Origin of the sequence: Streptococcus infantis, assembly GCF_047464155.1 — a bacterium.
Lineage (GTDB): Bacteria > Bacillota > Bacilli > Lactobacillales > Streptococcaceae > Streptococcus > Streptococcus infantis_U.
The window spans coordinates 289,457-314,662 of the sequence record NZ_JASHCL010000001.1; the positions used below are offsets into that span (position 1 = coordinate 289,457).

A 25,206-nucleotide genomic window follows, 5' to 3' on the forward strand; every position below is an offset into this window, starting at 1 on the left:
ATTGTGAAGGAAATCGTTAAAGCAAAGATTGCTTCCTTATTGTCAGCTGACGAAGAAATTCAGAGCGTTGAACAATTGGGGGGGATGACCAATCAAAACTATTTGGTTAAGACAACCTCAAACCAGTACATCGTTAAGTTTTTCGGTAAAGGTACTGATAAATTAATCGATCGCCAGAATGAAAAGTACAATCTTGAGTTGTTGAAAGATTTGAAATTAGATGTAGAAAATTATCTTTTTGATATCGAAGCAGGTATCAAGGTTAATCAGTACATCGAAAATGCTGAGACACTTAATTTTAATACCATTAAAACTAAATTTGAAAAGATAGCTCCAATTTTACAAACGATTCATGCTTCTGGTAGAGAATTGAAAGGAGAGTTTGCTCCTTTTGAGGAAATTAAAAAATATGAATCATTGATTCAAGGGGAGATTTCTTATCCTAATTATGAAGCTGTCAGAAAGGCTGTATTTTCTCTGAAAGAAGAGCTTGAACAAATTGGAATTGACAAGAAATCATGTCATATTGATTTGGTTCCAGAAAACTTTATTGAAGGTCCAGACGGACATCTTTATCTAATTGATTGGGAATATTCTTCTATGAATGATCCTATGTGGGATTTGGCAGCCCTCTTCCTAGAATCTGAATTTACAAGTGCAGAAGAAGAAGACTTTTTAAGTCATTACGAGAGTGACAAGACTCCAGTTTCAAGGGAGAAAATTCGTATTTACAAAATCTTGCAAGATATCATTTGGAGTCTTTGGACTATTTACAAAGAAGAAAATGGTGCAGATTTCGGAGATTACGGAATCTCTCGTTACAATAGAGCAGTAAAAGAATTAGAGTCTGAAGGAGATTTAAATGAAAACTAAAAATGGAGTTTCTTTTGGGCTACTATCAGGTGTGTTCTGGGGATTAGGATTAACTATTAGTGCTTATATCTTTTCAATATTCACGGATTTATCGCCCTTTGTAGTAGCAGCAGCACACGATTTCCTAAGTATTTTTATCTTGCTAGGATATCTTCTAGTTAAGGAAGGCAGAGTTCGTTTTTCAATCTTCTTGAACATTCGAAATGTCAGTGTTATCATCGGAGCTTTACTAGCCGGTCCGATTGGTATGCAGGCCAATCTCTATGCGGTTAAGTATATTGGAAGTTCATTAGCTTCGTCAGTCTCAGCTATTTATCCGGCAGTCTCAGTCTTGCTTGCCTTCTTCTTTTTGAAGCACAAGATTTCCAAAAATACAATTTTTGGTATCTTTCTAATCATTGCTGGGATTATTGCTCAGACCTATAAAGCAGAGCAGGTTAATTCTTTCTACATAGGTATTCTATGTGCTTTGATTTGTGCTTTTGCTTGGGGAAGTGAAAGTGTTCTGAGCTCCTTTGCTATGGAAAGTGACCTCAGCGAAATTGAAGCTCTCTTGATTCGTCAAGTTACATCCTTCTTGTCTTATCTTGTTATTGTGCTTTTCTCGCATCACTCATTTGCAGAAGTGGCAAATGGCCAATTGTTTGGTCTATTAATTGTCTTTGCAGCATTTAATATGATTTCTTATCTTGCCTACTATATGGCTATCAATCGATTGCAACCAGCAAAAGCAACTGGTTTAAATGTCAGTTATGTAGTTTGGACTGTCCTGTTTGCAGCAATGTTCTTGGGGACACCTCTGACTGTCTTGACCATTATAACTTCATTTGTTGTAATGGCTGGTGTTTATATTATCATTAAAGAATAAAGGAGAAAACGCGTGAAAGCGATCATCTTAGCAGCGGGATTGGGAACTCGTTTACGTCCTATGACAGAAAATACTCCCAAAGCCTTGGTTAAAGTCAATCAAAAACCTTTGGTTGAATATCAAATTGAATATTTAAAAGAACGAGGAATTGATGACATTATCATCGTCGTAGGTTATTTGAAAGAACAGTTCGACTATCTCAAAGAGAAATACGGTGTGCGTTTAGTTTTCAACGATAAGTATGCGGATTACAATAACTTTTACTCTCTTTACTTGGTAAAAGAAGAGTTGGCTAACAGCTACGTTATTGATGCTGATAATTATCTTTTCAAGAATATGTTCCGCAATGATATCGAGCGTTCAACATATTTTAGTGTTTATCGTGAGGATTGTGACAATGAGTGGTTCCTAGTTTATGGTGATGACTTCAAAGTTCAAGATATCATCGTCGATAGTAAAAACGGACGTATCTTGAGTGGGGTATCGTTCTGGGATGCTCCAACAGCTGAAAAAATTGTTGGATTTATCGATGAGGCTTATGCAAGCGGCGAGTTTGTAGACCTTTACTGGGACAACATGGTTAAAGATAATATCAAAGAACTAGATGTTTACGTAGAGGAGTTAGAAGAAAATTCTATCTACGAAATTGACAGTGTTAAAGATTATCAAAAACTAGAAAAAATTCTTTCTTCACAAAAATAAGCAACTTTTATGAACTGATACCTTACCTATTTTTACTTGACTTTTCATGTTTGATACAGTATACTAGTGAAAATTTAACCTTTAAGGGAAGTCCAGAGAGACTCACAAGGTGTCAGAGTAAAGAAGCTACAATGGAAACAAGTAAGCAGGTGCTTATTTGCTACTTTTGTGTAAATATCTTAACTGAAACCTTGCAATAGCAAGGTTTTTCTTTATCTGATCCCCTTAAAATTTAAGGAGGAAAAGGTTTGAATCCAAATTGTAGAAAACGCATGGGTGCTATTCGCTTGGAAAATATGAAAGTGATTGATCAAGAGGAAATCGCACCAGCAATCTTTGAGCTAGTACTTGAAGGAGACATGGTTGAAGCTATGAAAGCTGGACAATTTCTTCATTTACGTGTACCTGATGATGCCCACCTCTTGCGTCGTCCAATTTCAATCTCATCCATAGATAAATCTAAGAAACAATGTCATCTGATTTATCGCATCGAAGGCTCTGGTACAGCTATCTTTTCAACCTTAAAAACTGGTGATAGCTTAGATGTTATGGGACCTCAAGGAAATGGCTTTGACTTATCTGATTTAGACAAGCAGAATCGTGTTCTTCTAGTTGGTGGAGGAATCGGAGTACCACCCTTACTCGAAGTAGCTAAACAACTACATAAGAGTGGTGTGGAAATTACAACTGTTCTAGGATTTGCTACTAAAGATGCTGTCATTTTAGAAAGTGAATTATCCCAATACAGCAAAGTCTTTTTGACGACTGATGATGGCTCCTATGGAATCAAGGGGAATGTCTCAGTTGTGATTAAAGAATTAGACACTGAATTTGACGCCATATACTCTTGTGGGGCACCTGGTATGATGAAATATATCAATCAAACCTTTTACGACCACCCAAGAGCTTATCTATCTTTAGAATCGCGTATGGCCTGCGGCATGGGGGCTTGCTATGCTTGTGTCCTAAAAGTTCCAGATAGTGAAACAGTTAGTCAACGTGTCTGTGAAGATGGGCCTGTATTTAAAACAGGAACAGTTGTTTTATAAGGAGAGTATCATGACTACAAATCGATTACAAGTTTCTCTGCCAGGCTTAGAGTTAAAAAATCCTATCATTCCCGCATCAGGTTGTTTTGGTTTTGGTCAAGAGTATGCTAAATACTATGATTTAGATCTATTAGGTTCTATCATGATAAAGGCTACTACGCTTGAACCACGATTTGGTAATCCAACACCTCGAGTGGCAGAAACACCTGCTGGTATGCTCAATGCCATTGGTTTGCAGAATCCTGGTTTAGATGTCGTTCTCTCTGAGAAATTACCTTGGCTTGAAAGAGAATACCCAAATCTCCCTATTATCGCCAATGTTGCTGGATTTTCAAAACAAGAATACGCAGCAGTTTCTCATGGAATTTCAAAGGCAACTAATGTAAAAGCCATCGAGCTCAATATCTCATGTCCAAACGTTGATCATGGAAATCATGGACTTTTAATTGGACAGGACCCTGAGTTGGCTTATGATGTGGTAAAGGCAGCTGTTGAGGCTTCTGATGTACCCGTTTACGTTAAATTAACACCAAGTGTGACGGATATCGTAACTATTGCAAAAGCAGTAGAAGATGCTGGAGCTAGCGGTCTCACCATGATTAATACCCTTGTTGGTATGCGTTTTGACCTCAAAACTAGAAAGCCAATCATTGCAAATGGGACAGGGGGCATGTCTGGACCAGCAGTCTTTCCAGTAGCTCTCAAATTGATCCGTCAAGTAGCCCAATCTACCAATCTACCAATCATTGGTATGGGAGGAGTTGATTCAGCTGAAGCTGCTATAGAAATGTACTTAGCTGGTGCGTCAGCTATTGGTGTTGGAACAGCAAACTTTACCAATCCATATGCTTGTCCAGATATTATCGAAAATCTGCCAAAAGTTATAGACAAATATAACATCGAAAGTTTGGAACAACTGAGGAAAGAAGTGAAGAGTAGCTTATAGTCTTTTTAAATTCGTAATATTTTGAATGCCTTCTTCTTTTTGGTATAATATGACTATGATTGTAACAATACCGATTAAAACTGAAAAAGACATTGCAACTCCAGGACCGACTGTCCTAGTATTAGGATATTTTGATGGTATCCACCTAGGGCATCAAAAGCTATTTAGTATAGCTGGTGAAATAGCTGCAAAGAAAAGATTAAGCGTCGCTTTAATTACCTTTCATGAATCACCGAAGTTAACCTTAAAATCTTATTCACCAGAAAATTTACTTCATATCCTGAATGCAGAAGAACGTGAACGTAAGTTTAAACGAGCTGGAGTTGAAAATCTCTATCTGATGGACTTCTCAAGTCGTATTGCCAATATGACCGCTCAAGAGTTTGTAGATACCTTTGTCAAAGAAGTCAAAGCAGATACCATTGTGGTAGGATTTGATTATAGTCTTGGTTCTGATAGAAAATCAGCAGAAGATCTAAAAGAAATCTTCGATGGAGAAGTGGTTGTAGTACCACCTGTAGAAGATGAAAAAGGAAAGATTAGCTCTACTCGCATTCGACAAGCTATCCTAGAAGGGAATGTGAAAGAAGCTGGCCAATTGCTTGGTAGCCCACTTCCGACAAAAGGAATTGTCGTTCATGGCAATGCTCGTGGTCGAACAATTGGATATCCTACTGCAAATCTCGTGCTTTTGGACCGCACTTATATGCCATCAGATGGTGTCTATACTGTTGATATTGAAATCAAACGGAAACTCTATCGTGGAATGGCCAGTGTCGGGAAGAACGTGACCTTCGATGGAGAAGAAGAGCGTTTTGAAGTGAATATCTTTGATTTTGATGAAGATATTTATGGTGAAACAGTAACCGTCTATTGGTTAGATCGTATTCGAGATATGGTGAAATTTGACAGCATTGAACAACTGGTCAAACAACTCGAAGAAGATGAAAAAGCTGCAAGAAAATAAAAATGAAGTTCGAATGAAAATTCGAGCTTTTTATTTTGTTAAAATCATAGAAAAACAAGGATCAGAGATGAGATATATACTTAAGTCTGGTATAATTTCAATAAGAGATTAAAGGAGAAAAGCATGTTTAAAGAAAAAAGAAATAAGAGTTTTATTTCCGTACTGTTGCTTTCGCTGCTATTCTTTGCAATTGCTACAATTTCAGGATTCTTAGGTCAAATGCACAAGAATCCTACAGAGAGGTTTGCAGATACAACTGATACTGGAAAAGAAGTTACTATGTCAGTCTACGGTATCTATCCTGAACCTGTTGGTGAAGTTGATGGTGGAACTGTTGTTTATATTGTGCAATATAGCAACGAAGGTGAAGGAAAATTTGCTGTAGTTGAATCTAAAGTGAAAGATGAGTCAATCAATAAACTTCTTAAGAATGCAGATAGTCTTGCTGAAAATCCTGGAACACTCACAGGTATTCAGTTAGAACCCCTCACTAATACCAATTTTATCAATACTTCGAAAAATACCAAGATTATAAATCTTGACGAATTTATTAGCTCTATTCTTCCAGCTGAGTCAGTTGTTGCTCGTAATATGAATACAAGAATCTATCTCAGTCTCAGCGAATATTCACGAGACAGCCTGAGTTATATTTTTGGTATTGTGATTTTCTCTGGTATGGGATTAATGACCTTAGTCGCAGCCTTTATCATACGAAAGAAAACAATTGATTCGTTCAAGGAACTTTATCGTTTGTATCCTGAATTAGAAGGAAATCTTGAGCTGCTTGATACTCAAGCTGAATTTTACGACCAGGACTTGAAAGTTATTTTGTATAAGAATCATCTCATTACTTATTACAAAGGGACCCAAGCTCTAGATCTTAGAGATGTGTGGAGGATCTATTTAGTACGTACAAGTTATAGCCGTTTTACCAAAGTTTATCAGTTGGTATATACTCGAAAGGATAGTTCTAAGAAGTATAGCCTAACTATTCGAAACACAAATAGAGTAGAAGAGCAATTAGAAGAATTCTGGCAACTCCTTCCGAAAAAGTTTCCAGAGATCAACATTGGTAGTTTATAAGAAAGCATCTTTTAGGGTGCTTTTTCTTTTGGGTAAAATTTTGGAAAAAAGTGAATTTATAACTTGACATTTTAAATTTTAAGGCGTAGAATGTTTACTAGTTAATTAAACGGTTAAATACTAGTTAAGGAGTTGTGATGAAAAAAAGAAGTGTCCTGTGGTTTGTAATTGCCTTGTTTTCTCTTTTCTTAGGAGCTTGTGGACAAAAATCTAGTCAAGATAATAGAAGTGAAGCTAAGGGGATGAAGATTGTGACTAGTTTTTACCCTGTCTATGCCATGGTTAAAGAAATTTCTGGTGATTTGAATGATGTGCGGATGATTCAGTCGAGCTCAGGTATTCATTCCTTTGAGCCCTCTGCAAATGATATTGCAGCCATCTATGATGCTGATGTTTTCGTCTATCATTCTCATACCTTGGAGTCATGGGCTGGAAGTTTAGACCCAAGTTTGCAAAAATCTAAGGTAAAGGTTTTAGAAGCATCAGAAGGTATGACCTTGGAGCGCGTGCCTGGATTAGAAGATATGCAGGCTGGAGAAGGGATTGACGAGAAGACCTTGTACGATCCTCACACTTGGCTTGATCCTGAAAAGGTTGCAGAAGAAGCACAGATAATTGCTGATAAGTTATCCGAACTGGACAGTGCCAACAAGGATACCTATCAGAAAAATGCACAGAACTTTAGTGCCAAAGCTCAAGACTTAACCAAGAAATACCAACCCATCTTTGAAAAAGCTAATCAAAAAACTTTTGTAACCCAACACACAGCTTTTTCTTATTTAGCAAAACGATTTGGGCTAAATCAACTTGGGATTGCAGGAATATCTCCTGACCAAGAACCAAGCCCGAGACAATTGACTGAAATCCAAGAATTTGTTAAGACTTATAAGGTTAAAACAATTTTTACAGAGAGTAACGCTTCATCAAAGGTAGCTGATACCCTTGTTAAATCAACAGGTGTAACTCTTAAAACGATAAACCCTTTAGAGGCTGACCCACAAAATGACAAGTCTTACTTGGAAAATTTAGAAGAAAATTTGGCAATTTTAGCTCAAGAATTGAAATGAGGAGTTTATGAAAATTAATAAAAAATATTTAGCAGGATCCGCAGTGGTTCTTGCCTTAAGTGTCTGCGCTTACGCTTTAAATCAACATCAAGCGCCTGAGAACAAAGAAAATAACCGTGTATCCTATGTTGATGGGAAAGAGTCTGATGCTAAAAAGAATGAAAATCTGACACCTGATCAAGTCAACCAAAAAGAAGGAATAGAAGCTGAACAGATTGTTACTAAGATTACAGATCAAGGCTATGTGACTTCTCATGGTGACCATTTCCATTTCTACAATGGTAAGGTGCCTTATGATGCCATCTTTAGTGAAGAATTGGTCATGAAGGATCCAAACTATCAACTAAGTGATGGAGATATTGTCAATGTGATTAAGGGTGGCTATATTATCAAGGTGGATGGCAAATATTATGTCTATCTGAAAGATGCTAGTCACGCAGAAAATATTCGTACCAAAGACCAAATCGAGAAACAAAAACAAGAACACACATCAGATAGTAGCAGTACGAGTAAGGAAGTTATTGCTGCCAGAGCACAAGGTCGATATACAACTGATGATGGTTACGTCTTTAATGCTGCAGATATTATTGAAGATACAGGTGACGCTTATATCGTTCCTCATGGTGGCCATTATCATTATGTTCCTAAGAGTGCTCTATCTTCAAGTGAATTGGCTGCCGCTCAAGCTTACCTTGCTGGAAGAGGAAGTCAACAAAGTCTAACAGACTACAAACCGATTCCAAGTGTTGAACCAAGTCATCAAGTAGAGAAACCAGCTACAAGCAATCCAGTACAAGAAGAAAATAATCTTCAAAAACTTCTAGAACAGCTTTACGCTTTACCAGTTAGTCAACGCTATCAAGAATCTGATGGTTTGGTATTTGACCCAGCTAAAATCACAAGTCGAACACCGTCAGGAGTTGCCATCCCACACGGTAATCACTACCATTTCATCCCTTATAGTAGTCTATCTGCTTTGGAGCAAAAGATTGCACGCTTAATACCACTTTCAGGTTTAGTAACACCATCAAATCCTGTAGAAACTCCAAGTAAACCAAACGAAGACCCTAACCACGACCATGACCACGAAGATGTTGATCATCATCACGAAGAAGACCATGACCACGATCATGCTAATCATCATCACGATGAAGAAGAGCATGACCATGACTTTGCAGCTGATCGAGTGATAAGTGAGGACGACCAAGGTTTCGTAGTTTCACATGGAGACCACAATCATTATTTTTACAAGAAAGATTTGACGGCTCAACAGATTAAAGAAGCTCAGGAACACTTGAAAGGTAAAACCGAAGTTAAACCTAATCCATCAGATGAGCACCATGATGAAGACGGGCATGATCACCACCATGGTGAAGACCACAATCACGGATTCGATGCTGAGCGAGTGATTAGTGAGGATGAGCAAGGTTTTGTGGTTTCACATGGAGATCATGCCCATTATTTCTTTAAGAAAGATTTATCAGCAGAGCAGATTAAGGCTGCACAAGACCATCTTCATGGCCATCAGCAGACAGAACCTGTTAAACCACTTGCCAAGACGGTTGAAAGTTTCTCTCGAGATGCCAGCGATGAAGAAAAAATAGCTTATATTTCTAAAACATATGGCGTTCCTCTTGAGGCTATCAGAATTTCAAATGGATTCTTTGTATTTGGAAATCCAGACCAGGCTTATGACCCAACTCACATTCACCCTTATGCGGTTCGAAAGGAACACGTTCGAATTCCGCTACAAACAGGTGATGCAGAGCTTGATTTTCTAAACGAACTCTATACAACTGCACTTCGTGACGGTGTCTCTCCTTATAGCCTACAGGTTGAAAATGGTAGCTTCGTCATACCTCACGGTGACCATAATCACTACATTAAAGTTCAGACTAAAGGTTATGAAGTTGCTTTGAAACATAAGATTCCTTCCTTGCAATCCAACTACCAACCAGGAGCCTTTGATGAAGCGACTGTTCAAAATAAGGTTGATCAGCTTCTAGCAGAAAGTCGAGAAGTTTACAAGGATAAACCAATTCTACAGAGACAGATCGAGCTTGCTTTGGGACAATTCTCTGAAAATATGAAGAAGCTCTCAACCAACTCTACAGCTGGGTATCTAGCTGCGTTAGATCTCTTTGACAAGCAGTATATCCATGTTGATGCTAGCGTAAAACCAACAGAAATCAGTCCTTTAGATAAGAAATATCAAGCTTTAGTAGATAAGATTAATACCTTGGATACGGATGCTTATGGACTTCCTAAGAAGGATCTCTTGGCTCAGCTCCAAGAAAATAAATTGGCTCAAGATGAGGCTGGTTTAGATGCAGTAGAAGCAAAACTACAAGCTCTACAAGATTTTAATGATCGAACTGGAGTTACAACAGTCGAGTACATTAAGTATTTCTATCAACATTTATCTGATAATCACTTAAATGACACTCTTAGAAATAAAATTGCTAACTTAACTTGGACACTTTATCAATCACAATCCTTCCTTAAGGCGACTGACTTGAACAAACTATTCCCAGAAATCTATCAAACAAAACTGGAAGTTGAAGAAGCTCTGAAGAATGAACCTGTTACAAGTAAGCCTTCTGAAACGATTTTAGATACAGAAAAAGTGGATGGCCATAGTGCTAAAACAGCAGTCTATGAGTTTTTGAAAGGTTTGTATGATGATATTAAGCCTGAGGAACAAAGCAATCATGTTCGAAAAGCTCAAGTAGAAGGACTCTTAACGAAAGCTGAAGAATTAGTTGCTCAAGTCAAAGAAGAAGGCGTAAAAGCTTCACTCGCTGACGAGGTGAAAAACCTGAAAGCTGCTCTAGATAAAGACGATGCAGACCTTGATGAACTAAACACACAAGTCCAAGATCTTATAAAACGTATTTCACAAACCATTCAGACTGAACGTGAGAATGCTAATCAAGACCCAGAGGTTTTGCTTCTCTATCAAAAATTATATAATGGAGTCCTTGCCCTACATACTTATTTGGAAATGAATAATGGTTCTGATGCGGACTTTGAAAAAGTGGATGCTTTGTTCGATAAATTGTCAGCTGCAAGCAAAGACAAACAAGCTCTTCTAGCTCTTGCGCAAGAAATTGTCTCATTAAACCAAGAACTTCAATCCAAAGCTAAGCCGAATGAAGCAAGTTCTGAAACAACTAGCAAACAAGTAAGCGACAAACAGACTGAATCAAGCAATCCAACGACTAGTTCTCCTGAAACAAGCGAGAAAGAAGTCAACTAAAAAAGAAGTAGCTTTGCTACTTCTTTTTTAGTCTTTATAAGATACAATTCCAATGATTGTATCAACTGCACGCTCCATAGTTTGGAGACTGACATATTCGAAACGACCGTGCATATTTTCGCCACCAGCGAAGATATTTGGAGTAGGAATTCCCATGAAGGAAATCTTAGAACCGTCTGTTCCACCACGGATAGGCTCGATAATAGGTGTAATATCAAGATTTTCCATCACTGTTTTAGCAATAGTGATTGGAGTCATATCATTTTCAATGACTTCTTTCATGTTGTAGTACTGGTCTGTCAAAGTCAGGGTAACACGATCGCTTCCAAGTTCTTGGTTCATCTTGTCAGCAATAGATTGCATTGCGGCCTTACGCGCTTCGAAGCTTTCTTTTTCAAAGTCGCGAATGATGTAGCTAGCACGCGCTTCCTCAACACTACCAGTTATATCCATGAGATGGTAGAAACCTTGGTAACCATCAGTCAATTCAGGTCGGTCACCAGCTGGAAGTTGGTTATGGAAGTCAATTGCCAACTGAAGGGCGTTAACCATTTGTCCTTTAGCCGTTCCTGGGTGAACATTACGACCTTGGAAATGGAGTTCAGCACCCGCGGCAGAGAAGGTTTCATACTGAAGTTCACCTAGAGGTCCACCGTCAACTGTATAAGCAAAGTCGACATTAAAGTCTTCTGCATCAAATTTATTGGCACCAACACCAATCTCTTCATCAGGTCCAAAGCCGACACGGATTTCGCAGTGTTTAATCTCAGGATGAGCAGTTAAGTATTCGATAGCTGTCATGATTTCGGCGATACCTGATTTATCATCGGCACCGAGAAGAGTAGTTCCATCAGTAGTAATCAATGTTTGTCCAGGATATTTCTCTAAGCTCTTGAAATCGGCAGGATCTAGCTTGAAACCAGAATTCCCGAGCTCGATAACTCCCCCGTCGTAGTTTTCAACTACTTGTGGATTGACACCTTCAGCGTTAAAATCAGCAGTATCCATGTGGGAGATAAAACCGATCTTTCGAGTTAAACTTGGATCGTTAGCTGGAAGCGTACCGATAGCGAAACCGTTTGGCAAATAATAGACATTTTGCAAACCGACACGCTTCATCTCCGGGATGAGAACATTAGTGGCAAAGTCTACTTGACTTTGAGTACTTGGTGTAGTAGTTGAATTTTCATCAGAACGTGTATTGACTTTGACATAAGTCAAAAAACGTTCCAACAATGTTGGATATTTCATCGTAACTCCTTTTTTCCTTCTTTTAAAACCATTGTATCATAGAAAGAAGAGAAAAACAAAAGTCGGAAGGGCGATAAAATCTTTATGTTAGCGTTTACTTATGGCTTCTTTAGTGATACAATAAGAAAGATAAAAATATCACAAGGATGCAGAGATGAAAAAAGCAATTTTAATGATGACATTTGGTTCACCAGAAGAGATTACCTTTGAGGGAGTGGCTGACTTTTTTACTAACATTCGTCGAGGAGTTCGACCTCAAGACCATGAAATTCAAACACTTTATAATAATTATGTACGAATTGGAGGAACTCCACTTCAAAAAATTACCCGTGAAGAAGTTGCCTTGGTAGAAGCTAGGTTAGGAAATGAATATAGTGTCTATTTTGCCAATAAATTTTCAAAACCCTTTATTCCTGATGTAATTCGGCAAATGGAAGCAGATGGAATTGAAAAGTGTATTTGCTTGATTTTGGAGCCACACTATTCCTTTTACTCTGTCATGGGGTACGAAAAGTTTCTGGAAAGCAAACAAATTCAGTTTTTAGTTATTAAGGACTGGTATCAAGAAGAAGCACTATTAAACTATTGGACAGATGAAATTGCTAAGATTTTAAAAGAAAAGGTGAAACAGGATAGCTTTAAAGTCATCTTCTCTGCCCACAGTGTGCCCATTTTTGCCTTGGATTTTGGTGATCCCTATATCGACCAGATTTTCGAAAATAGCAAACTAATTTCTGAGAAATTAAACTTAAATCCAGACCAATATACCAACACTTGGCAGAGTGAAAGTGATATTGGTATTCCTTGGATTAAACCAGATGTCCTGGAATATCTTAGAGAACAGGAAGAACATCCAGAGCATTATATTTTTGTACCTATTAGTTTTATTAGTGAGCACATTGAAGTTTTGTTTGACAATGATGTGGAATGTTATGACTTATGCCAGGAATTGGAGGTGAACTACCATCGTCCACCAATGCCAAATACAGATTCTCGCTTGATTGATGCCTTGGTCAATATTGTCCGAGCTAACGAACATAAAGAATTTAGAGAATTGCTCCCAGAAGAAGAGACCTTTGATGAATTAGTCCCTTCGGATGAAACTAAGAATATTTTAGATGAATCACAAGACTTACAAATGCCAGAATTTGTTAAAAAATTAATTGAGAAAAAAGGTCGTGAAAATGTCAAGATGCCTTATTTAATCAAAAAAATGCTTGAAAAAGCTGGTAAATTACCCAAAGACTAAGTAAAATAGAAAAGGACAAGTAAGGTTTGTTTCAAATATCTGCTAAGGCAGGATATAACGCAGAAGGTGAAAGAAAAGGCGGTGGGACAGAAATCGATAGACAAAGTCTTGATTTCGTAGTCCCAGCCCCGCGAGGATGATTAGGAGCTTTTTGGAGTCGAAAAGACGAACAAAAAGTTCAATCAGCTACCGCGTCAAATTATGATTGATAATAAAAAGTGAGGTCGGGATCTTTTTGTCCCAACCTCTTTTTAGGTGACTAGCATTTTTTAAACTAGTTTTTCTTATTTACCTAAACAGAATTGGCTAAACAATTGAGTAATAAGCTCATCAGGCGCTGCTTCTCCGGTGATTTCTCCGAGAATTTCCCAAGTGCGGGTCAAATCAACCTGAAGCAAATCAACTGGCATGCCCAGTTCAAGACCTTCGTTAACTGCTTGCAGACTTTCAACTGCCTTTTCAATTAATGAAATATGACGGGCATTGGATAGGTAGGTTGCATCCTGTTCGACCAAGCCAGCATTTTCAAAGAAGAGGTTGTTGATGCGTTCCTCGATTTTATCTATATTCTGATTTTTGAGGACGGAAATGCGGATGACATCATCTGGAAGCTCAGCAGTTTCAATCGCTTCTGGTAAATCAGTCTTGTTGAGAAGAATAATACGGTTGGTATCTTGGCTAATTTCGAGAAGTTGTCGGTCTTGGGGAGTAAGAGGTTCACTAGCATTTAAGACAAGCAGTACTAAGTCAGCCTCCTTGAGTGCTTTTTTGGAGCGTTCAACACCGATTTGTTCCACGATATCATCCGTTTCTCGGATACCTGCAGTATCAATCAACTTCAGTGGAACACCGTTGATATTGACGTATTCTTCAATGACGTCTCGAGTGGTACCAGCAATATCCGTTACAATGGCCTTATCTTCTCGTAGAAGATTGTTTAGAAGGCTTGATTTTCCAACGTTGGGGCGCCCAATGATGGCTGTTGAAATTCCTTCACGGAGGATTTTGCCACGTCGGGCTGTTTTAAGGAGATTTGTTAGCAATTGCTCAAACTCCAATGTTTTCTCTCGGACAACAGCAGTAGTAGCTTCTTCAACATCGTCGTACTCAGGATAGTCGATATTAACCTCTACTTGTGCCAGTGTATTGAGAATTTCCTGACGAGTATTGTTAATGAGATCAGATAGTGAACCATCTAGTTGTTTGACTGCAATATTCATGGCCTTGTCTGTCTTAGCACGGATGATATCCATGACAGCTTCAGCCTGAGTCAAGTCGACACGACCGTTAAGGAAGGCGCGTTTAGTAAACTCTCCTGGTTCTGCCAAGCGAGCTCCTTCACGGATAGCAAGCTGGAGAATTTCATTAGTTACGGCGATTCCACCGTGGGTGTTAATCTCGATAATATCCTCACGAGTAAAGGTCTTCGGGGACTTCATAGCTCCCACCATGACCTCGTCCATGACCTTGCCTGTCTGAGGATCAACGATGTGTCCGTAGTTTAGAGTGTGGCTAGCAACCTTGCTCAAGTCCTTGCCTTTAAAGATTTTCTGGGCGATAGCAAAGCTATCTGTTCCGCTTAAACGAACAATCCCAATAGCCCCTTCACCAAGCGGTGTCGAGATTGCTGCGATGGTATCAAATTCACGTGTAATCATTTCATTTCCTTTTTACAATTTATATACAAATATCACTTAAAATTGTAACAAAATCTAGTGTTTTATTCAACGAATGCCACTTATAAAGAAAAGCCTAAGCAGATTGCTTAAGCTTTATTTAGTGCGCATTTCACCTTGTGGGAAATAAGTTCCTTCAGGCATATCGTTAATAATAACGTGAACAGCTGACTGAGGTGCTCCTGTGTTACGAACAACAGCTTCTGTAACTTCCTTAGCTAGGGCTTTCTTTTGCTCTAGCGTGCGTCCTTCAAATAAATCAATGCGTACAAATGGCATAATTGCGTCCTCCACTACTTATTTGATTTCTTCTATTTTACCACATTTTGCCATTTAAAGCTTTGAGAAATTATGGTATACTAGAATGTAGCAAAAATTTAGAAATGGACGTGAAATAGAAGCATGGCACAGTTGTATTATCGTTATGGGACTATGAACTCAGGAAAGACCATCGAGATTCTCAAGGTAGCCTATAACTATGAGGAGCAAGGAAAGGGAGTTGTGATTATGACTTCGGCTATAGATACGCGTGATGGTGTTGGCTATGTTTCAAGTCGAATTGGGATGAAAAGACCAGCAGTTGCTATTGAGGAAACGACAGATATCTTTGGGTTTATCCGGGATTTGCCTGAAAAGCCTTACTGTGTGCTTGTTGATGAAGCTCAATTTCTAAAACGTCATCATGTTTACGACTTGGCCCGTGTTGTTGATGAGTTAGACATACCTGTTATGGCATTTGGTTTGAAGAACGATTTTCGCAATGAGCTGTTTGAAGGTTCTAAACACCTCTTGCTTTTAGCAGATAAGATTGATGAAATTAAGACCATTTGTCAGTATTGTAAGAAAAAAGCGACTATGGTCTTGCGTACGCAGGGCGGATTGCCAGTCTATGATGGTGAGCAGATCCAGATAGGTGGCAATGAAACCTATATCTCGGTTTGTCGCAAACATTATTTTGCCCCTGAAATTAATAAGGAGAATAACACAGAATGAATATCTATGATCAACTACAAGCTGTAGAAGACCGTTATGAAGAGTTGGGAGAATTGCTCAGTGACCCAGATGTGGTCTCTGATACCAAGCGTTTCATGGAACTTTCAAAAGAGGAAGCTTCTACTCGTGATACCGTAACTGCCTACCGCGAATACAAACAAGTACTTCAAAACATCATCGATGCCGAAGAGATGATTAAGGAATCAGGCGGAGATGCGGACTTGGAAGAAATGGCCAAGCAAGAATTGAAAGACGCTAAGGCTGAAAAAGAAGAATACGAAGAAAAACTGAAGATTTTGCTTCTTCCTAAAGATCCAAACGATGACAAGAATATCATCCTTGAAATACGTGGAGCTGCAGGTGGTGATGAAGCAGCACTTTTTGCTGGCGATTTGCTAACCATGTACCAAAAGTATGCGGAAGCTCAAGGCTGGCGCTTTGAAGTCATGGAAGCTTCTATGAACGGCGTTGGTGGTTTTAAAGAAGTAGTTGCCATGGTATCAGGCCAGTCTGTTTACTCTAAACTTAAGTACGAGTCAGGTGCCCACCGTGTGCAACGTGTCCCTGTGACTGAAAGCCAAGGTCGTGTACACACTTCAACAGCGACAGTTCTCGTCATGCCTGAAATCGAAGAAGTTGAATACGATATTGATCCAAAAGACCTTCGTGTGGATATCTATCACGCATCAGGTGCTGGTGGACAAAACGTCAATAAGGTTGCGACTGCCGTTCGTATCGTTCACTTGCCAACCAATATCAAGGTTGAGATGCAGGAAGAACGTACCCAGCAGAAAAACCGTGAGAAGGCCATGAAGATTATTCGTGCGCGTGTAGCAGACCACTTTGCTCAGATTGCTCAAGATGAGCAAGATGCTGAGCGGAAGTCTACTATCGGTACAGGTGATCGTTCAGAGCGTATCCGTACTTATAACTTCCCACAAAACCGTGTAACAGACCATCGTATTGGCTTGACTCTACAAAAACTTGATACAATTCTAGCTGGTAAATTGGATGAAGTTGTAGATGCCTTGGTTCTTTATGACCAAACACAAAAATTGGAAGAATTAAACAAATAATGAAATTAGCTCAAATATTTAAAGATTTTGAGGGAAAGTTAATAGCACAAGGAGAGGAAGCAGAAAGCCTCTCCTTTGTCTATCGTAGCCTAAAAAATCTATCTTTTACAGACTTCGTCTTTGCTCTTCAGCAAGAAGTCACTGATGAAGATTACAAATTTGTAGAGGATATTTACAGGAAACTAGCAAATCACATGCCTGCTCAATACATAATCGGTTATGCTGAATTCTATGGGATGCAGTTAAAAGTCGATGAGCGAGTCTTGATTCCTCGACCAGAGACAGAAGAGTTGGTGGAACTCATTTTGGCTGAGAATCCAAAAGAAAACCTCAAAGTTCTGGATATCGGAACAGGAAGTGGAGCAATAGCCCTTGCTTTAGCGAAAAATAGACCAGATTGGTCAGTTACGGCTGCGGATATTTCACAGGATGCCCTAGAACTTGCAACAGAGAATGCTAACGTTCAAAATCTAAATCTCTCTTTTATCAAATCTGACTGTTTCTCCGAAATTTCTTCAAAATATGATATAATTGTATCCAATCCACCATACATTTCTCGAGCAGATGAGGTAGAAGTTGGTTTGAATGTTCTGCATTCAGAACCACATTTGGCACTTTTTGCTGATGAGGATGGCCTAGCTATCTACCGTAGAATTGCGGAAGACTCAAAGGATTATCTAAATGATGGTGGTAAGATTTATCTTGAAATTGGCTACAAACAAGGTCAAAGTGTGCCTGCTCTCTTTATGGAAAATCTTCCTGAGAAACGAGTTCGTACTCTGAAAGACCAATTTGGCCAAGATAGGATGGTTGTCATTGATGATGGAGAAAATTAAGCAAGAGTTGGAAAAAGGTGGAGCTGTAGTTTTACCAACAGAGACAGTTTATGGCCTTTTTGCGAAAGCTTTGGATGAGGAGGCTGTTGACCATGTTTATCGGCTCAAACGTCGCCCTAGAGACAAGGCTCTCAATCTCAATGTTGCTAGTTCAGACGCTATCTTGAACTTTTCAAAGAATCAGCCAACTTATTTACAACAACTTGTTGAAAGTTTTCTTCCTGGTCCATTGACCATTATCCTAGAAGCTAATGACAAGGTTCCTTACTGGGTTAATTCAGACATGACGACTGTTGGATTTCGCATGCCCAGTCATCCTGTCACTCTAGAATTGATTCGTGAGTTTGGTCCCTTAATTGGCCCGTCTGCTAACATTTCAGGACATGCAAGTGGTGTTAGCTTTAAAGAGATTATAAAAGACTTGGACCAAGAGGTCTTAGGACTTGAAGACGATGCATTTTTAACAGGTCAGGATTCAACTATTTTAGACCTTTCTGGTGATAAGGTGAAAATTCTACGTCAAGGAGCGATTACTCGAGAAGATATCCTTGCCAAGATACCAGTAATTCCTTTTGAGGAGGTATGATATGCTACGTGATTTGAAAGCGACAGATGTCGAAACAATTTGTGTCATTAACAAAGAAGCACTAGGTTATGCTTTTAGTCCAGAGGAGACGGCTAGTCAACTAGCTAAGTTGTCACAAGACTCCCATCACTTCCTACTAGGTTTTGAGGATTCAATCAGCCATAACTTACTTGGTTATGTTCATGCTGAGGTTTATGAATCCCTTTATTCAAAACCAGGTTTTAATATCCTAGCTTTAGCTGTTTTACCTCAAACACAAGGTAAAGGAATCGGTAAAACTTTGCTTAAAGGATTAGAACAGGAAGCAGCAAAACGTGGCTATAAGTTTATACGTTTAAACTCTGCAGACCATCGTACAGGTGCGCATGCATTTTATGAAAGAGTAGGTTATACTTGTGATAAAGTGCAGAAACGATTCATTAAATTAATAAAAGGAGAAGACCTATGATTTTTGACAAAGATGATTTTGAAGCCTATGACGTGGATCTTTGGAATGCCATTGCCAAAGAAGAGGAACGCCAACAAAATAATATTGAATTAATCGCTTCAGAGAACGTAGTCTCTAAGGCTGTTATGGCTGCTCAAGGGTCTATCTTGACTAATAAATACGCCGAAGGTTATCCAGGACGTCGTTATTACGGTGGTACAGATGTAGTAGATGTTATTGAAACTCTAGCTATTGAACGTGCGAAAGAAATCTTTGGTGCTAAATTTGCCAATGTCCAACCTCACTCAGGAAGTCAAGCCAACTGTGCAGCATACATGGCTTTGATTGAGCCAGGTGATACAGTTATGGGAATGGATTTGGCTGCAGGTGGGCACTTGACTCACGGAGCTCCTGTTAGCTTCTCAGGTCAAACCTACAACTTTGTTTCTTATAGCGTTGATCCTGAAACAGAACTCTTGGACTTCGATGCCATCTTGAAACAAGCTCAAGAAGTAAAACCAAAACTAATTGTTGCTGGTGCTTCAGCCTATTCTCAGATTATTGATTTTTCTAAATTCCGTGAAATTGCAGATGCTGTCGGTGCTAAGCTCATGGTCGACATGGCTCACATTGCTGGTTTGGTTGCTGCTGGTCTTCATCCAAGTCCAGTACCATACGCCCATATCACTACAACAACGACCCACAAAACCCTTCGTGGTCCGCGTGGTGGTTTGATTTTGACTAACGACGAAGAGCTGGCTAAGAAAATTAATTCAGCTATTTTCCCGGGTATCCAAGGTGGTCCTTTAGAGCATGTTGTTGCTGCTAAGGCTGTTGCCTTCAAAGAAGTCTTAGATCCAGCCTTCAAGGAATATGCTGCTAATGTCATCAAGAACAGTAAGGCTATGGCTGAAGTATTCCTGAAAGATCCTGATTTCCGTATTATCTCTGGTGGCACTGAAAACCACCTCTTCCTAGTGGATGTCACTAAGGTTGTAGAAAGTGGAAAAGTAGCTCAAAACTTGCTGGATGAAGTTAATATTACCCTAAATAAGAACTCTATCCCTTATGAAACCTTGTCACCATTTAAGACTAGTGGTATTCGTATTGGAGCGGCAGCAATTACTGCTCGTGGCTTTGGTGAAAAAGAAAGCCGTCAAGTTGCTGAACTTATTATTAAAGCCCTTAAGAATGCAGAAAACGAAGCTGTCTTAGAAGAAGTGAGAAGTGCAGTCAAATCCTTGACAGATGCCTTCCCATTATACGAGGACTAATATTTTATGGATATTTATATCAAGAAAGCCATCATCCATCAGTTCAGCCCTGATGAGACAGAGTTGTTCCTAGCGGATAAGTTTCTCAATATCACTCCAAAAATAGAGGAATACTTGCGTAAAAAAGTGGAGCGTGTGTATTCTGATGATGCTAAAACTGGTATTTTTGAAGAGGATAACCCATTTTTCAACAACATTACAGAAGATTTAATGGAAACATCTGTGACGATTGCCAATCTATGGAAAGAGGAATTCTCTGTATCTGAAAATCAAAAGACAAATGATTTAGTCTTTGTCCTGTTTTCAAAAGAAGGAGTCGAACATTTTGCTTTTCTTAGAATTGCATTGCGTGAGACCTTGACGCACTTAGGTGGTGAAGTTGATAATCCAATCAAACTGACTCAGAATAATCTACCAGGTTTTGGTACTGGAGCTGATGAAGCCCTTGTGGTTAATCTTCAAAACCGCAAATATCACCTGATTGAGAAACGGATCAAGTATAATGGAGCCTTTTTAAACTATTTTTCTGAGAATCTTATTCAAGCACAACCAAAGATTTCACCTAAGAAATCAATCAAGGAACTTGAAAAAACGGCTCAGAAAATTGCCGAAACCTTTAACTCAGATGATTTCCAATTTCAATCAAAAGTAAAATCAGCAATTTTCAATAATCTTGAAGAGAATAATGAGCTCTCTCCAGAAAAATTAGCCAATGATCTTTTTGACAATAATCTGACTGCTCGACTTAGCTTCATTGACCAGGTTAAAGAAGCAGTACCAGAGCCAGTACAGTTTGATGAGATTGATGCCAGTCGTCAGTTAAAGAGATTTGAGAATCAGAAACTTTCCTTGTCAAACGGAATTGAACTCATCGTACCAAACAATGTCTATCAAGATGCTGAGTCAGTTGAATTTATTCAAAACGACAATGGAACATACTCTATCTTAATCAAAAATATCGAGGATATACAAAGTAAATAATGTTTAAATTTATACGAAGAATGCTGGTACTAGCAGTCTTCCTTTTCGCTGGATATAAAGCTTATCTGATTCGTCAGGATGTCAAACAAGTCATGACCTACCAACCCATGGTTCGCGAAATCTTGAATGAAAGAGATACCCCAGCAAACGAAGAGCTTGTGCTCGCCATGATTTATACAGAAACGAAGGGTAAAGAAGGAGACGTGATGCAGTCAAGTGAATCTGCTAGTGGCTCTACTGATACCATAAACGATAATGCAAGTAGTATTCGGCAAGGGGTTCAAACCTTGACAGAAAATCTCTATCTAGCTCAAGAAAAAGGAGTGGATGTCTGGACAGCCATTCAAGCTTATAACTTTGGACCTGCTTATATTGATTTTATCGCCCAAAATGGGAAAAAGAATACTATTGCACTAGCTAAGCAATACTCCAGAGATACAGTTGCGCCTATATTAGGAAATACAACAGGGAAAACCTATCGCTACATCAATCCCATTTCTATCTTTCAAGGTGGAGAACTTTATGTGGATGGGGGAAACTATTATTACTCTAGACAGGTTCAGCTAAATCTCTATATTATGAAAATTTTTAATCTATTTTAAGCATCTAGAATTCCTAGGTGCTTTTATAAGTTTTCTTTAAGGATACTTTAATATGCTAGAGTGGAAAAGGAGGAACGTCTCATGCGAAAGAAATTCTTTCTGACTAGCGCTGCAGTACTTTTAGCAGTTGCAACACTGCAAAGCGCCCAGGCAGCTACTGATGTTCAAAAAGTAATTGATGAAACCTATGTTCAACCTGAGTACGTCTTGGGTTCTTCATTAACGGAAGATCAAAAAAATCAAACACTTAAAAAACTTGGCTATGATGCCTCAAAAGATACTAAAGATTTGAAGACCATGACACCAGCTGTCTACTCAAAAATTATGAATGTCGCAAACGATTCAAGTCTTCAACTTTATTCATCAGCAAAAATTCAAAAATTAGGTGAAAAATCTCCCCTTGAGGTCAAGATTGAAACACCTGAAAATATCACTAAAGTAACACAAGATATGTACCGTAATGCGGCTGTTACCTTGGGTGTGGAGCATGCGCGTATCACCGTTGCAGCACCAATCCCTGTAACCGGTGAAAGTGCCCTAGCAGGTATTTACTATTCCCTCGAGTCAAATGGTGTAAAATTACCTCAAGAAAATAAAGACTTAGCTCAGGAAGAGCTTAAGGCCTTGTCTGATATTAATGATGAAAACAAGGACAAATCAGGCTTCGACGCTAACAAGCTGAACGTAGCTCTTGCCGATATCAAGGCTGCAGTCGCTAAGGCTAAAGAGTCCAAAGGTGAACTTACAGAAGATGATGTTCGTAAGATTGTTGAAGATACCTTGAAGAACTACAAACTGGATCAAGTTGTTACAGGCAATCAGGTCAATGTCATCATCAACTTTGCCTTCAATCTTTCTAAGAGCGATATTCTTGATAACGAAGACTTTACAAAGACTCTAAAAGATTTGAAACAAAGTATCGTTGCTCAAGCAGGTGACAGTTTCAGCAATATCGACCTAAACTTTGATGCTAATAAAGCTATTCAAGATGGTGGAAATATCCTCAGTGCTATTTGGCAAGCAATTGTAAACTTTTTCAAGAGTTTTGGTGCTTAGGCTAATTCATGGTATAATAGATGGTAACAGAACAGTTGCCGTCTTTTTTTGTCGGTTGATAGAAAGTGAAACATATGTTAAAGAAAAATGATATTGTAGAAGTAGAGATTGTCGATTTGACTCATGAGGGAGCAGGAGTTGCCAAGGTAGATGGCTTGGTCTTTTTTGTTGAGAATGCTTTACCAACAGAAAAAATCCTTATGCGTGTCCTTAAAGTCAACAAGAAGATTGGTTTTGGTAAGGTCGAGGAGTATCTCGTCCAATCATCTCATCGTAACCAAGATTTAGATTTGGCTTATTTGCGTTCGGGTATCGCTGACTTGGGGCATCTTGCTTATCCAGAGCAGCTTAAGTTTAAAACCAAGCAAGTGAAAGACAATCTCTACAAGATTGCTGGAATCACGAATGTAGAGGTTGCTGGTACTCTAGGTATGGAAAATCCTATCAAGTATCGCAACAAGGCCCAGGTTCCTGTTCGCCGAGTAAATGGTGTTCTAGAAACTGGTTTCTTCCGTAAGAATTCTCATGACCTTATGCCGTTGGAAGATTTTTACATTCAGAATCCAGTTATTGATCAGGTTATTCTAGCCCTACGTGATTTACTCCGTCGATATGACTTGAAGCTTTATGATGAGAAGGAACAGTCTGGCTTGATTCGTAACCTTGTTGTTCGTCGTGGACATCATTCAGGTCAGATTATGGTTATCTTAGTGACAACTCGTCCTAAAATTTTCCGAGTTGAACAGTTAATGGAACAAGTCATCAAGCAATTTCCAGAAATTGTATCTATCATGCAGAATATTAATGACCAGAATACCAATGCGATTTTCGGGAAAGAATGGCGGGTTATCTATGGTCAAGATTATATTACGGATCAAATGTTGGGAAATGATTTCCAAATCTCTGGACCAGCCTTTTATCAGGTCAATACCGAAATGGCAGAGATGCTCTACCAGACAGCCATTGACTTTGCGGAGTTAAGTGAAGATGATGTGGTCATTGATGCCTACTCAGGAATTGGGACCATTGGCTTGTCCGTTGCCAAGCATGTTAAGGAAGTCTATGGAGTAGAGGTTATTCCAGAAGCAGTGGAGAATAGCCAGAAAAATGCTAGTTTAAACGGCATCACCAATGCCCACTATGTCTGTGATACAGCTGAAAATGCCATGAGAAATTGGCTTAAGGAGGGTATCCAACCAACTGCCATCTTGGTCGACCCACCACGCAAGGGCTTGACCGAAAGCTTTATCAAAGCAAGCGCCCAAACAGGAGCTGACCGTATCGCCTATATCTCCTGTAATGTCGCCACCATGGCGCGTGATATCAAACTCTATCAAGAGTTGGGCTACGAATTAAAGAAAGTGCAGCCGGTGGACCTTTTTCCGCAGACGCATCACGTTGAGTGTGTTGCTCTGCTCGTAAAAGCCTAGAAACCTTGTAACGAAAGGGAGAATGAAAAGCGTGAAGGTAGCTTCTCTAATCGAATAGAGGGTAAGAATCAGAGTAATAGTTCAAGTATGGCTTCTGGATACTATAGTCTGACATGCTATCAATCTATTTCAGAAGCTGGACAAATTGTAATAACTTTCCTTGAAGGAACTGAGGTAGATTTATAAGAGACTGTGACTGGGAAGTTGCAGTCTTTTTAGAGGTTTAATGTTATAATGAGATTATAAATGTGAATATAGTTTAAATTCTCTGGAGGATGTATAATGTTGAATTTAGTAAAAGGTCACCGAGTTAGCTTGGTAGAAAACCTGTTTGAATCATTTACAAAGTTAACTGAACATCATTTGATGGCGAATGTACACGCAGAAAAAATATTAGAGGTTTTTCAACACTTTATTGCGATTCATGACGAACCCTTGTTTTTTATTTTGGAATTGCCTGTCAGTATTGATAGAGAAAAAGTGATAGCAAAGAATATTATCAAGGAATCCCATAAGGATGTTTATTATATTGATGGTTGTTCAAGAGAGGAATGCCTAGCACTGTTGATTAGATACGGTGATTTGCTTGTTAATGATGGACTAAGTAAGTTTGGATTTGGTGGGCATAAAAGTCATGATGAGATCATGCTTGATAGCTATAATGTTGTGACAATTTATAGTAAAGAACTATCGAAATTTAATGACTTTTTTGAACCTCATAATATTCAATTTGTAGAAGAACTAGTGACAGCCTGGAAAACTTTTTCTAAGACCTCACCAGGAATCTCTGAAATCTATGAAAGTAATGGAAAAACTGTTTATGATTTGCCTACAGAATTATCTGAATGGGGAATATATTTAGCTGAAACTCGAACAGAATAGGTATAGTTATAGAATAAAAAGAGAATATTTCAATTCTTTAATCCCCAAAATTTAACTTTAGTTAATTTATAAA

Annotated in this window: 24 protein-coding genes; 21 read left to right on the plus strand and 3 right to left on the minus strand. The window is 38.8% G+C overall.

Annotated elements, in window-relative coordinates:
- Nucleotides 1-3 precede the first annotated feature (3 nt).
- From QM810_RS01355 to QM810_RS01395, 9 genes are all read left to right on the plus strand, one after another.
- Nucleotides 4-873: a phosphotransferase family protein gene (locus QM810_RS01355; RefSeq protein WP_036752749.1), complete on the plus strand. Its 870-nt coding sequence runs from the start codon at nt 4-6 to the stop codon at nt 871-873.
- A complete protein-coding gene (locus QM810_RS01360) occupies nt 863-1,741 on the plus strand; it encodes a DMT family transporter (protein WP_036752746.1) in 879 nt (292 codons plus the stop codon). The genes QM810_RS01355 and QM810_RS01360 overlap by 11 nt, the downstream gene beginning before the upstream one ends.
- 12 nt (nt 1,742-1,753) lie before the next feature.
- Entirely contained in the window at nt 1,754-2,443 is a 690-nt protein-coding gene (locus QM810_RS01365) for a CTP--phosphocholine cytidylyltransferase (protein WP_045615916.1), read from the plus strand.
- A gap of 248 nt (nt 2,444-2,691) precedes the next feature.
- A complete protein-coding gene (locus QM810_RS01370; RefSeq protein ID WP_414253574.1) occupies nt 2,692-3,492 on the plus strand; it encodes a dihydroorotate dehydrogenase electron transfer subunit in 801 nt (266 codons plus the stop codon).
- Nucleotides 3,455-4,438, plus strand: coding sequence for a dihydroorotate dehydrogenase (locus QM810_RS01375; RefSeq protein ID WP_414253977.1), 984 nt, complete (start codon nt 3,455-3,457; stop codon nt 4,436-4,438). The genes QM810_RS01370 and QM810_RS01375 overlap by 38 nt, the downstream gene beginning before the upstream one ends.
- Nucleotides 4,439-4,493: 55 nt before the next feature.
- Complete coding sequence (locus QM810_RS01380; protein WP_414253575.1) at nt 4,494-5,405, plus strand: bifunctional riboflavin kinase/FAD synthetase; 912 nt, start codon at nt 4,494-4,496, stop codon at nt 5,403-5,405.
- A gap of 123 nt (nt 5,406-5,528) precedes the next feature.
- Nucleotides 5,529-6,488 (plus strand): hypothetical protein, encoded by a 960-nt coding sequence (locus QM810_RS01385; RefSeq protein WP_414253576.1) that lies wholly within the window; start codon nt 5,529-5,531, stop codon nt 6,486-6,488.
- A 137-nt stretch (nt 6,489-6,625) separates the two neighbouring features.
- Nucleotides 6,626-7,555, plus strand: coding sequence for a metal ABC transporter solute-binding protein, Zn/Mn family (locus QM810_RS01390; RefSeq protein ID WP_414253577.1), 930 nt, complete (start codon nt 6,626-6,628; stop codon nt 7,553-7,555).
- 7 nt (nt 7,556-7,562) lie between these two features.
- Nucleotides 7,563-10,814, plus strand: a complete 3,252-nt coding sequence (locus QM810_RS01395; RefSeq protein ID WP_414253578.1) for a pneumococcal-type histidine triad protein — start codon at nt 7,563-7,565, stop codon at nt 10,812-10,814.
- Nucleotides 10,815-10,841: 27 nt separating this feature from the next.
- On the opposite strand, the gene pepT is transcribed toward QM810_RS01395, so the two are convergent.
- Complete coding sequence (pepT, locus tag QM810_RS01400; RefSeq protein ID WP_414253579.1) at nt 10,842-12,065, minus strand: peptidase T; 1,224 nt, start codon at nt 12,063-12,065, stop codon at nt 10,842-10,844.
- A gap of 154 nt (nt 12,066-12,219) precedes the next feature.
- Here pepT and hemH point away from each other — a divergent pair, with 154 nt between their 5' ends.
- A complete protein-coding gene (gene hemH / locus QM810_RS01405; RefSeq protein WP_414253580.1) occupies nt 12,220-13,314 on the plus strand; it encodes a ferrochelatase in 1,095 nt (364 codons plus the stop codon).
- Between the two features lie 284 nt (nt 13,315-13,598).
- Here hemH and mnmE read toward each other — a convergent pair whose 3' ends face one another.
- Together mnmE and QM810_RS01415 are read right to left on the minus strand one after the other, a co-directional pair.
- Entirely contained in the window at nt 13,599-14,972 is a 1,374-nt protein-coding gene (gene mnmE, locus QM810_RS01410; protein ID WP_414253581.1) for a tRNA uridine-5-carboxymethylaminomethyl(34) synthesis GTPase MnmE, read from the minus strand.
- A 114-nt stretch (nt 14,973-15,086) separates the two neighbouring features.
- Nucleotides 15,087-15,269, minus strand: coding sequence for a 4-oxalocrotonate tautomerase (locus QM810_RS01415; protein WP_001117401.1), 183 nt, complete (start codon nt 15,267-15,269; stop codon nt 15,087-15,089).
- Between the two features lie 123 nt (nt 15,270-15,392).
- On the opposite strand from QM810_RS01415, the gene QM810_RS01420 reads away from it, so the two are divergent.
- From QM810_RS01420 to QM810_RS01470, 11 genes are all read left to right on the plus strand, one after another.
- Nucleotides 15,393-15,983, plus strand: coding sequence for a thymidine kinase (locus tag QM810_RS01420; protein ID WP_414253582.1), 591 nt, complete (start codon nt 15,393-15,395; stop codon nt 15,981-15,983).
- The gene (gene prfA / locus QM810_RS01425; RefSeq protein ID WP_414253583.1) at nt 15,980-17,059 is read left to right on the plus strand and encodes a peptide chain release factor 1; all 1,080 of its coding nucleotides are present in this window, start codon (nt 15,980-15,982) and stop codon (nt 17,057-17,059) included. The genes QM810_RS01420 and prfA overlap by 4 nt, the downstream gene beginning before the upstream one ends.
- Complete coding sequence (gene prmC / locus QM810_RS01430) at nt 17,059-17,895, plus strand: peptide chain release factor N(5)-glutamine methyltransferase (RefSeq protein WP_414253584.1); 837 nt, start codon at nt 17,059-17,061, stop codon at nt 17,893-17,895. The genes prfA and prmC overlap by 1 nt, the downstream gene beginning before the upstream one ends.
- Nucleotides 17,879-18,481, plus strand: coding sequence for an L-threonylcarbamoyladenylate synthase (locus tag QM810_RS01435; RefSeq protein ID WP_414253585.1), 603 nt, complete (start codon nt 17,879-17,881; stop codon nt 18,479-18,481). The genes prmC and QM810_RS01435 overlap by 17 nt, the downstream gene beginning before the upstream one ends.
- Before the next feature lies 1 nt (nt 18,482).
- A complete protein-coding gene (locus QM810_RS01440; RefSeq protein ID WP_414253586.1) occupies nt 18,483-18,929 on the plus strand; it encodes a GNAT family N-acetyltransferase in 447 nt (148 codons plus the stop codon).
- Nucleotides 18,926-20,182 (plus strand): serine hydroxymethyltransferase, encoded by a 1,257-nt coding sequence (glyA, locus tag QM810_RS01445; RefSeq protein WP_414253587.1) that lies wholly within the window; start codon nt 18,926-18,928, stop codon nt 20,180-20,182. Before QM810_RS01440 ends, glyA begins: the two co-directional genes overlap by 4 nt.
- Nucleotides 20,183-20,188: 6 nt before the next feature.
- Nucleotides 20,189-21,163, plus strand: a complete 975-nt coding sequence (locus tag QM810_RS01450) for a nucleoid-associated protein (protein WP_414253588.1) — start codon at nt 20,189-20,191, stop codon at nt 21,161-21,163.
- Nucleotides 21,163-21,765 carry a lysozyme family protein gene (locus QM810_RS01455; RefSeq protein ID WP_414253589.1) on the plus strand — a complete coding sequence of 201 codons (603 nt, stop codon included), beginning with the start codon at nt 21,163-21,165 and terminating at the stop codon, nt 21,763-21,765. The genes QM810_RS01450 and QM810_RS01455 overlap by 1 nt, the downstream gene beginning before the upstream one ends.
- An 81-nt stretch (nt 21,766-21,846) precedes the next feature.
- A complete protein-coding gene (locus tag QM810_RS01460; RefSeq protein ID WP_414253590.1) occupies nt 21,847-22,821 on the plus strand; it encodes a DUF1002 domain-containing protein in 975 nt (324 codons plus the stop codon).
- 74 nt (nt 22,822-22,895) lie between these two features.
- Nucleotides 22,896-24,251, plus strand: coding sequence for a 23S rRNA (uracil(1939)-C(5))-methyltransferase RlmD (gene rlmD / locus QM810_RS01465; protein WP_414253591.1), 1,356 nt, complete (start codon nt 22,896-22,898; stop codon nt 24,249-24,251).
- Nucleotides 24,252-24,533: 282 nt separating this feature from the next.
- A complete protein-coding gene (locus tag QM810_RS01470) occupies nt 24,534-25,133 on the plus strand; it encodes a hypothetical protein (RefSeq protein ID WP_414253592.1) in 600 nt (199 codons plus the stop codon).
- The last annotated feature ends 73 nt before the right edge of the window (nt 25,134-25,206 follow it).

Coding starts and splice junctions, on each gene's coding strand:
- rlmD (WP_414253591.1), top strand. CDS start 22,896: ATGTTAAAGAAAAATGATATTGTAGAAGTAGAGATTGTCGATTTGACT.
- QM810_RS01375 (WP_414253977.1), top strand. CDS start 3,455: ATGGGCCTGTATTTAAAACAGGAACAGTTGTTTTATAAGGAGAGTATC.
- QM810_RS01360 (WP_036752746.1), top strand. CDS start 863: ATGAAAACTAAAAATGGAGTTTCTTTTGGGCTACTATCAGGTGTGTTC.
- prfA (WP_414253583.1), top strand. CDS start 15,980: ATGAATATCTATGATCAACTACAAGCTGTAGAAGACCGTTATGAAGAG.
- QM810_RS01415 (WP_001117401.1), bottom strand. CDS start 15,269: ATGCCATTTGTACGCATTGATTTATTTGAAGGACGCACGCTAGAGCAA.
- QM810_RS01435 (WP_414253585.1), top strand. CDS start 17,879: ATGATGGAGAAAATTAAGCAAGAGTTGGAAAAAGGTGGAGCTGTAGTT.
- QM810_RS01460 (WP_414253590.1), top strand. CDS start 21,847: ATGCGAAAGAAATTCTTTCTGACTAGCGCTGCAGTACTTTTAGCAGTT.
- QM810_RS01450 (WP_414253588.1), top strand. CDS start 20,189: ATGGATATTTATATCAAGAAAGCCATCATCCATCAGTTCAGCCCTGAT.
- mnmE (WP_414253581.1), bottom strand. CDS start 14,972: ATGATTACACGTGAATTTGATACCATCGCAGCAATCTCGACACCGCTT.
- QM810_RS01395 (WP_414253578.1), top strand. CDS start 7,563: ATGAAAATTAATAAAAAATATTTAGCAGGATCCGCAGTGGTTCTTGCC.
- pepT (WP_414253579.1), bottom strand. CDS start 12,065: ATGAAATATCCAACATTGTTGGAACGTTTTTTGACTTATGTCAAAGTC.
- glyA (WP_414253587.1), top strand. CDS start 18,926: ATGATTTTTGACAAAGATGATTTTGAAGCCTATGACGTGGATCTTTGG.
- QM810_RS01420 (WP_414253582.1), top strand. CDS start 15,393: ATGGCACAGTTGTATTATCGTTATGGGACTATGAACTCAGGAAAGACC.
- QM810_RS01470 (WP_414253592.1), top strand. CDS start 24,534: ATGTTGAATTTAGTAAAAGGTCACCGAGTTAGCTTGGTAGAAAACCTG.
- QM810_RS01390 (WP_414253577.1), top strand. CDS start 6,626: ATGAAAAAAAGAAGTGTCCTGTGGTTTGTAATTGCCTTGTTTTCTCTT.
- prmC (WP_414253584.1), top strand. CDS start 17,059: ATGAAATTAGCTCAAATATTTAAAGATTTTGAGGGAAAGTTAATAGCA.
- hemH (WP_414253580.1), top strand. CDS start 12,220: ATGAAAAAAGCAATTTTAATGATGACATTTGGTTCACCAGAAGAGATT.
- QM810_RS01380 (WP_414253575.1), top strand. CDS start 4,494: ATGATTGTAACAATACCGATTAAAACTGAAAAAGACATTGCAACTCCA.
- QM810_RS01385 (WP_414253576.1), top strand. CDS start 5,529: ATGTTTAAAGAAAAAAGAAATAAGAGTTTTATTTCCGTACTGTTGCTT.
- QM810_RS01455 (WP_414253589.1), top strand. CDS start 21,163: ATGTTTAAATTTATACGAAGAATGCTGGTACTAGCAGTCTTCCTTTTC.
- QM810_RS01440 (WP_414253586.1), top strand. CDS start 18,483: ATGCTACGTGATTTGAAAGCGACAGATGTCGAAACAATTTGTGTCATT.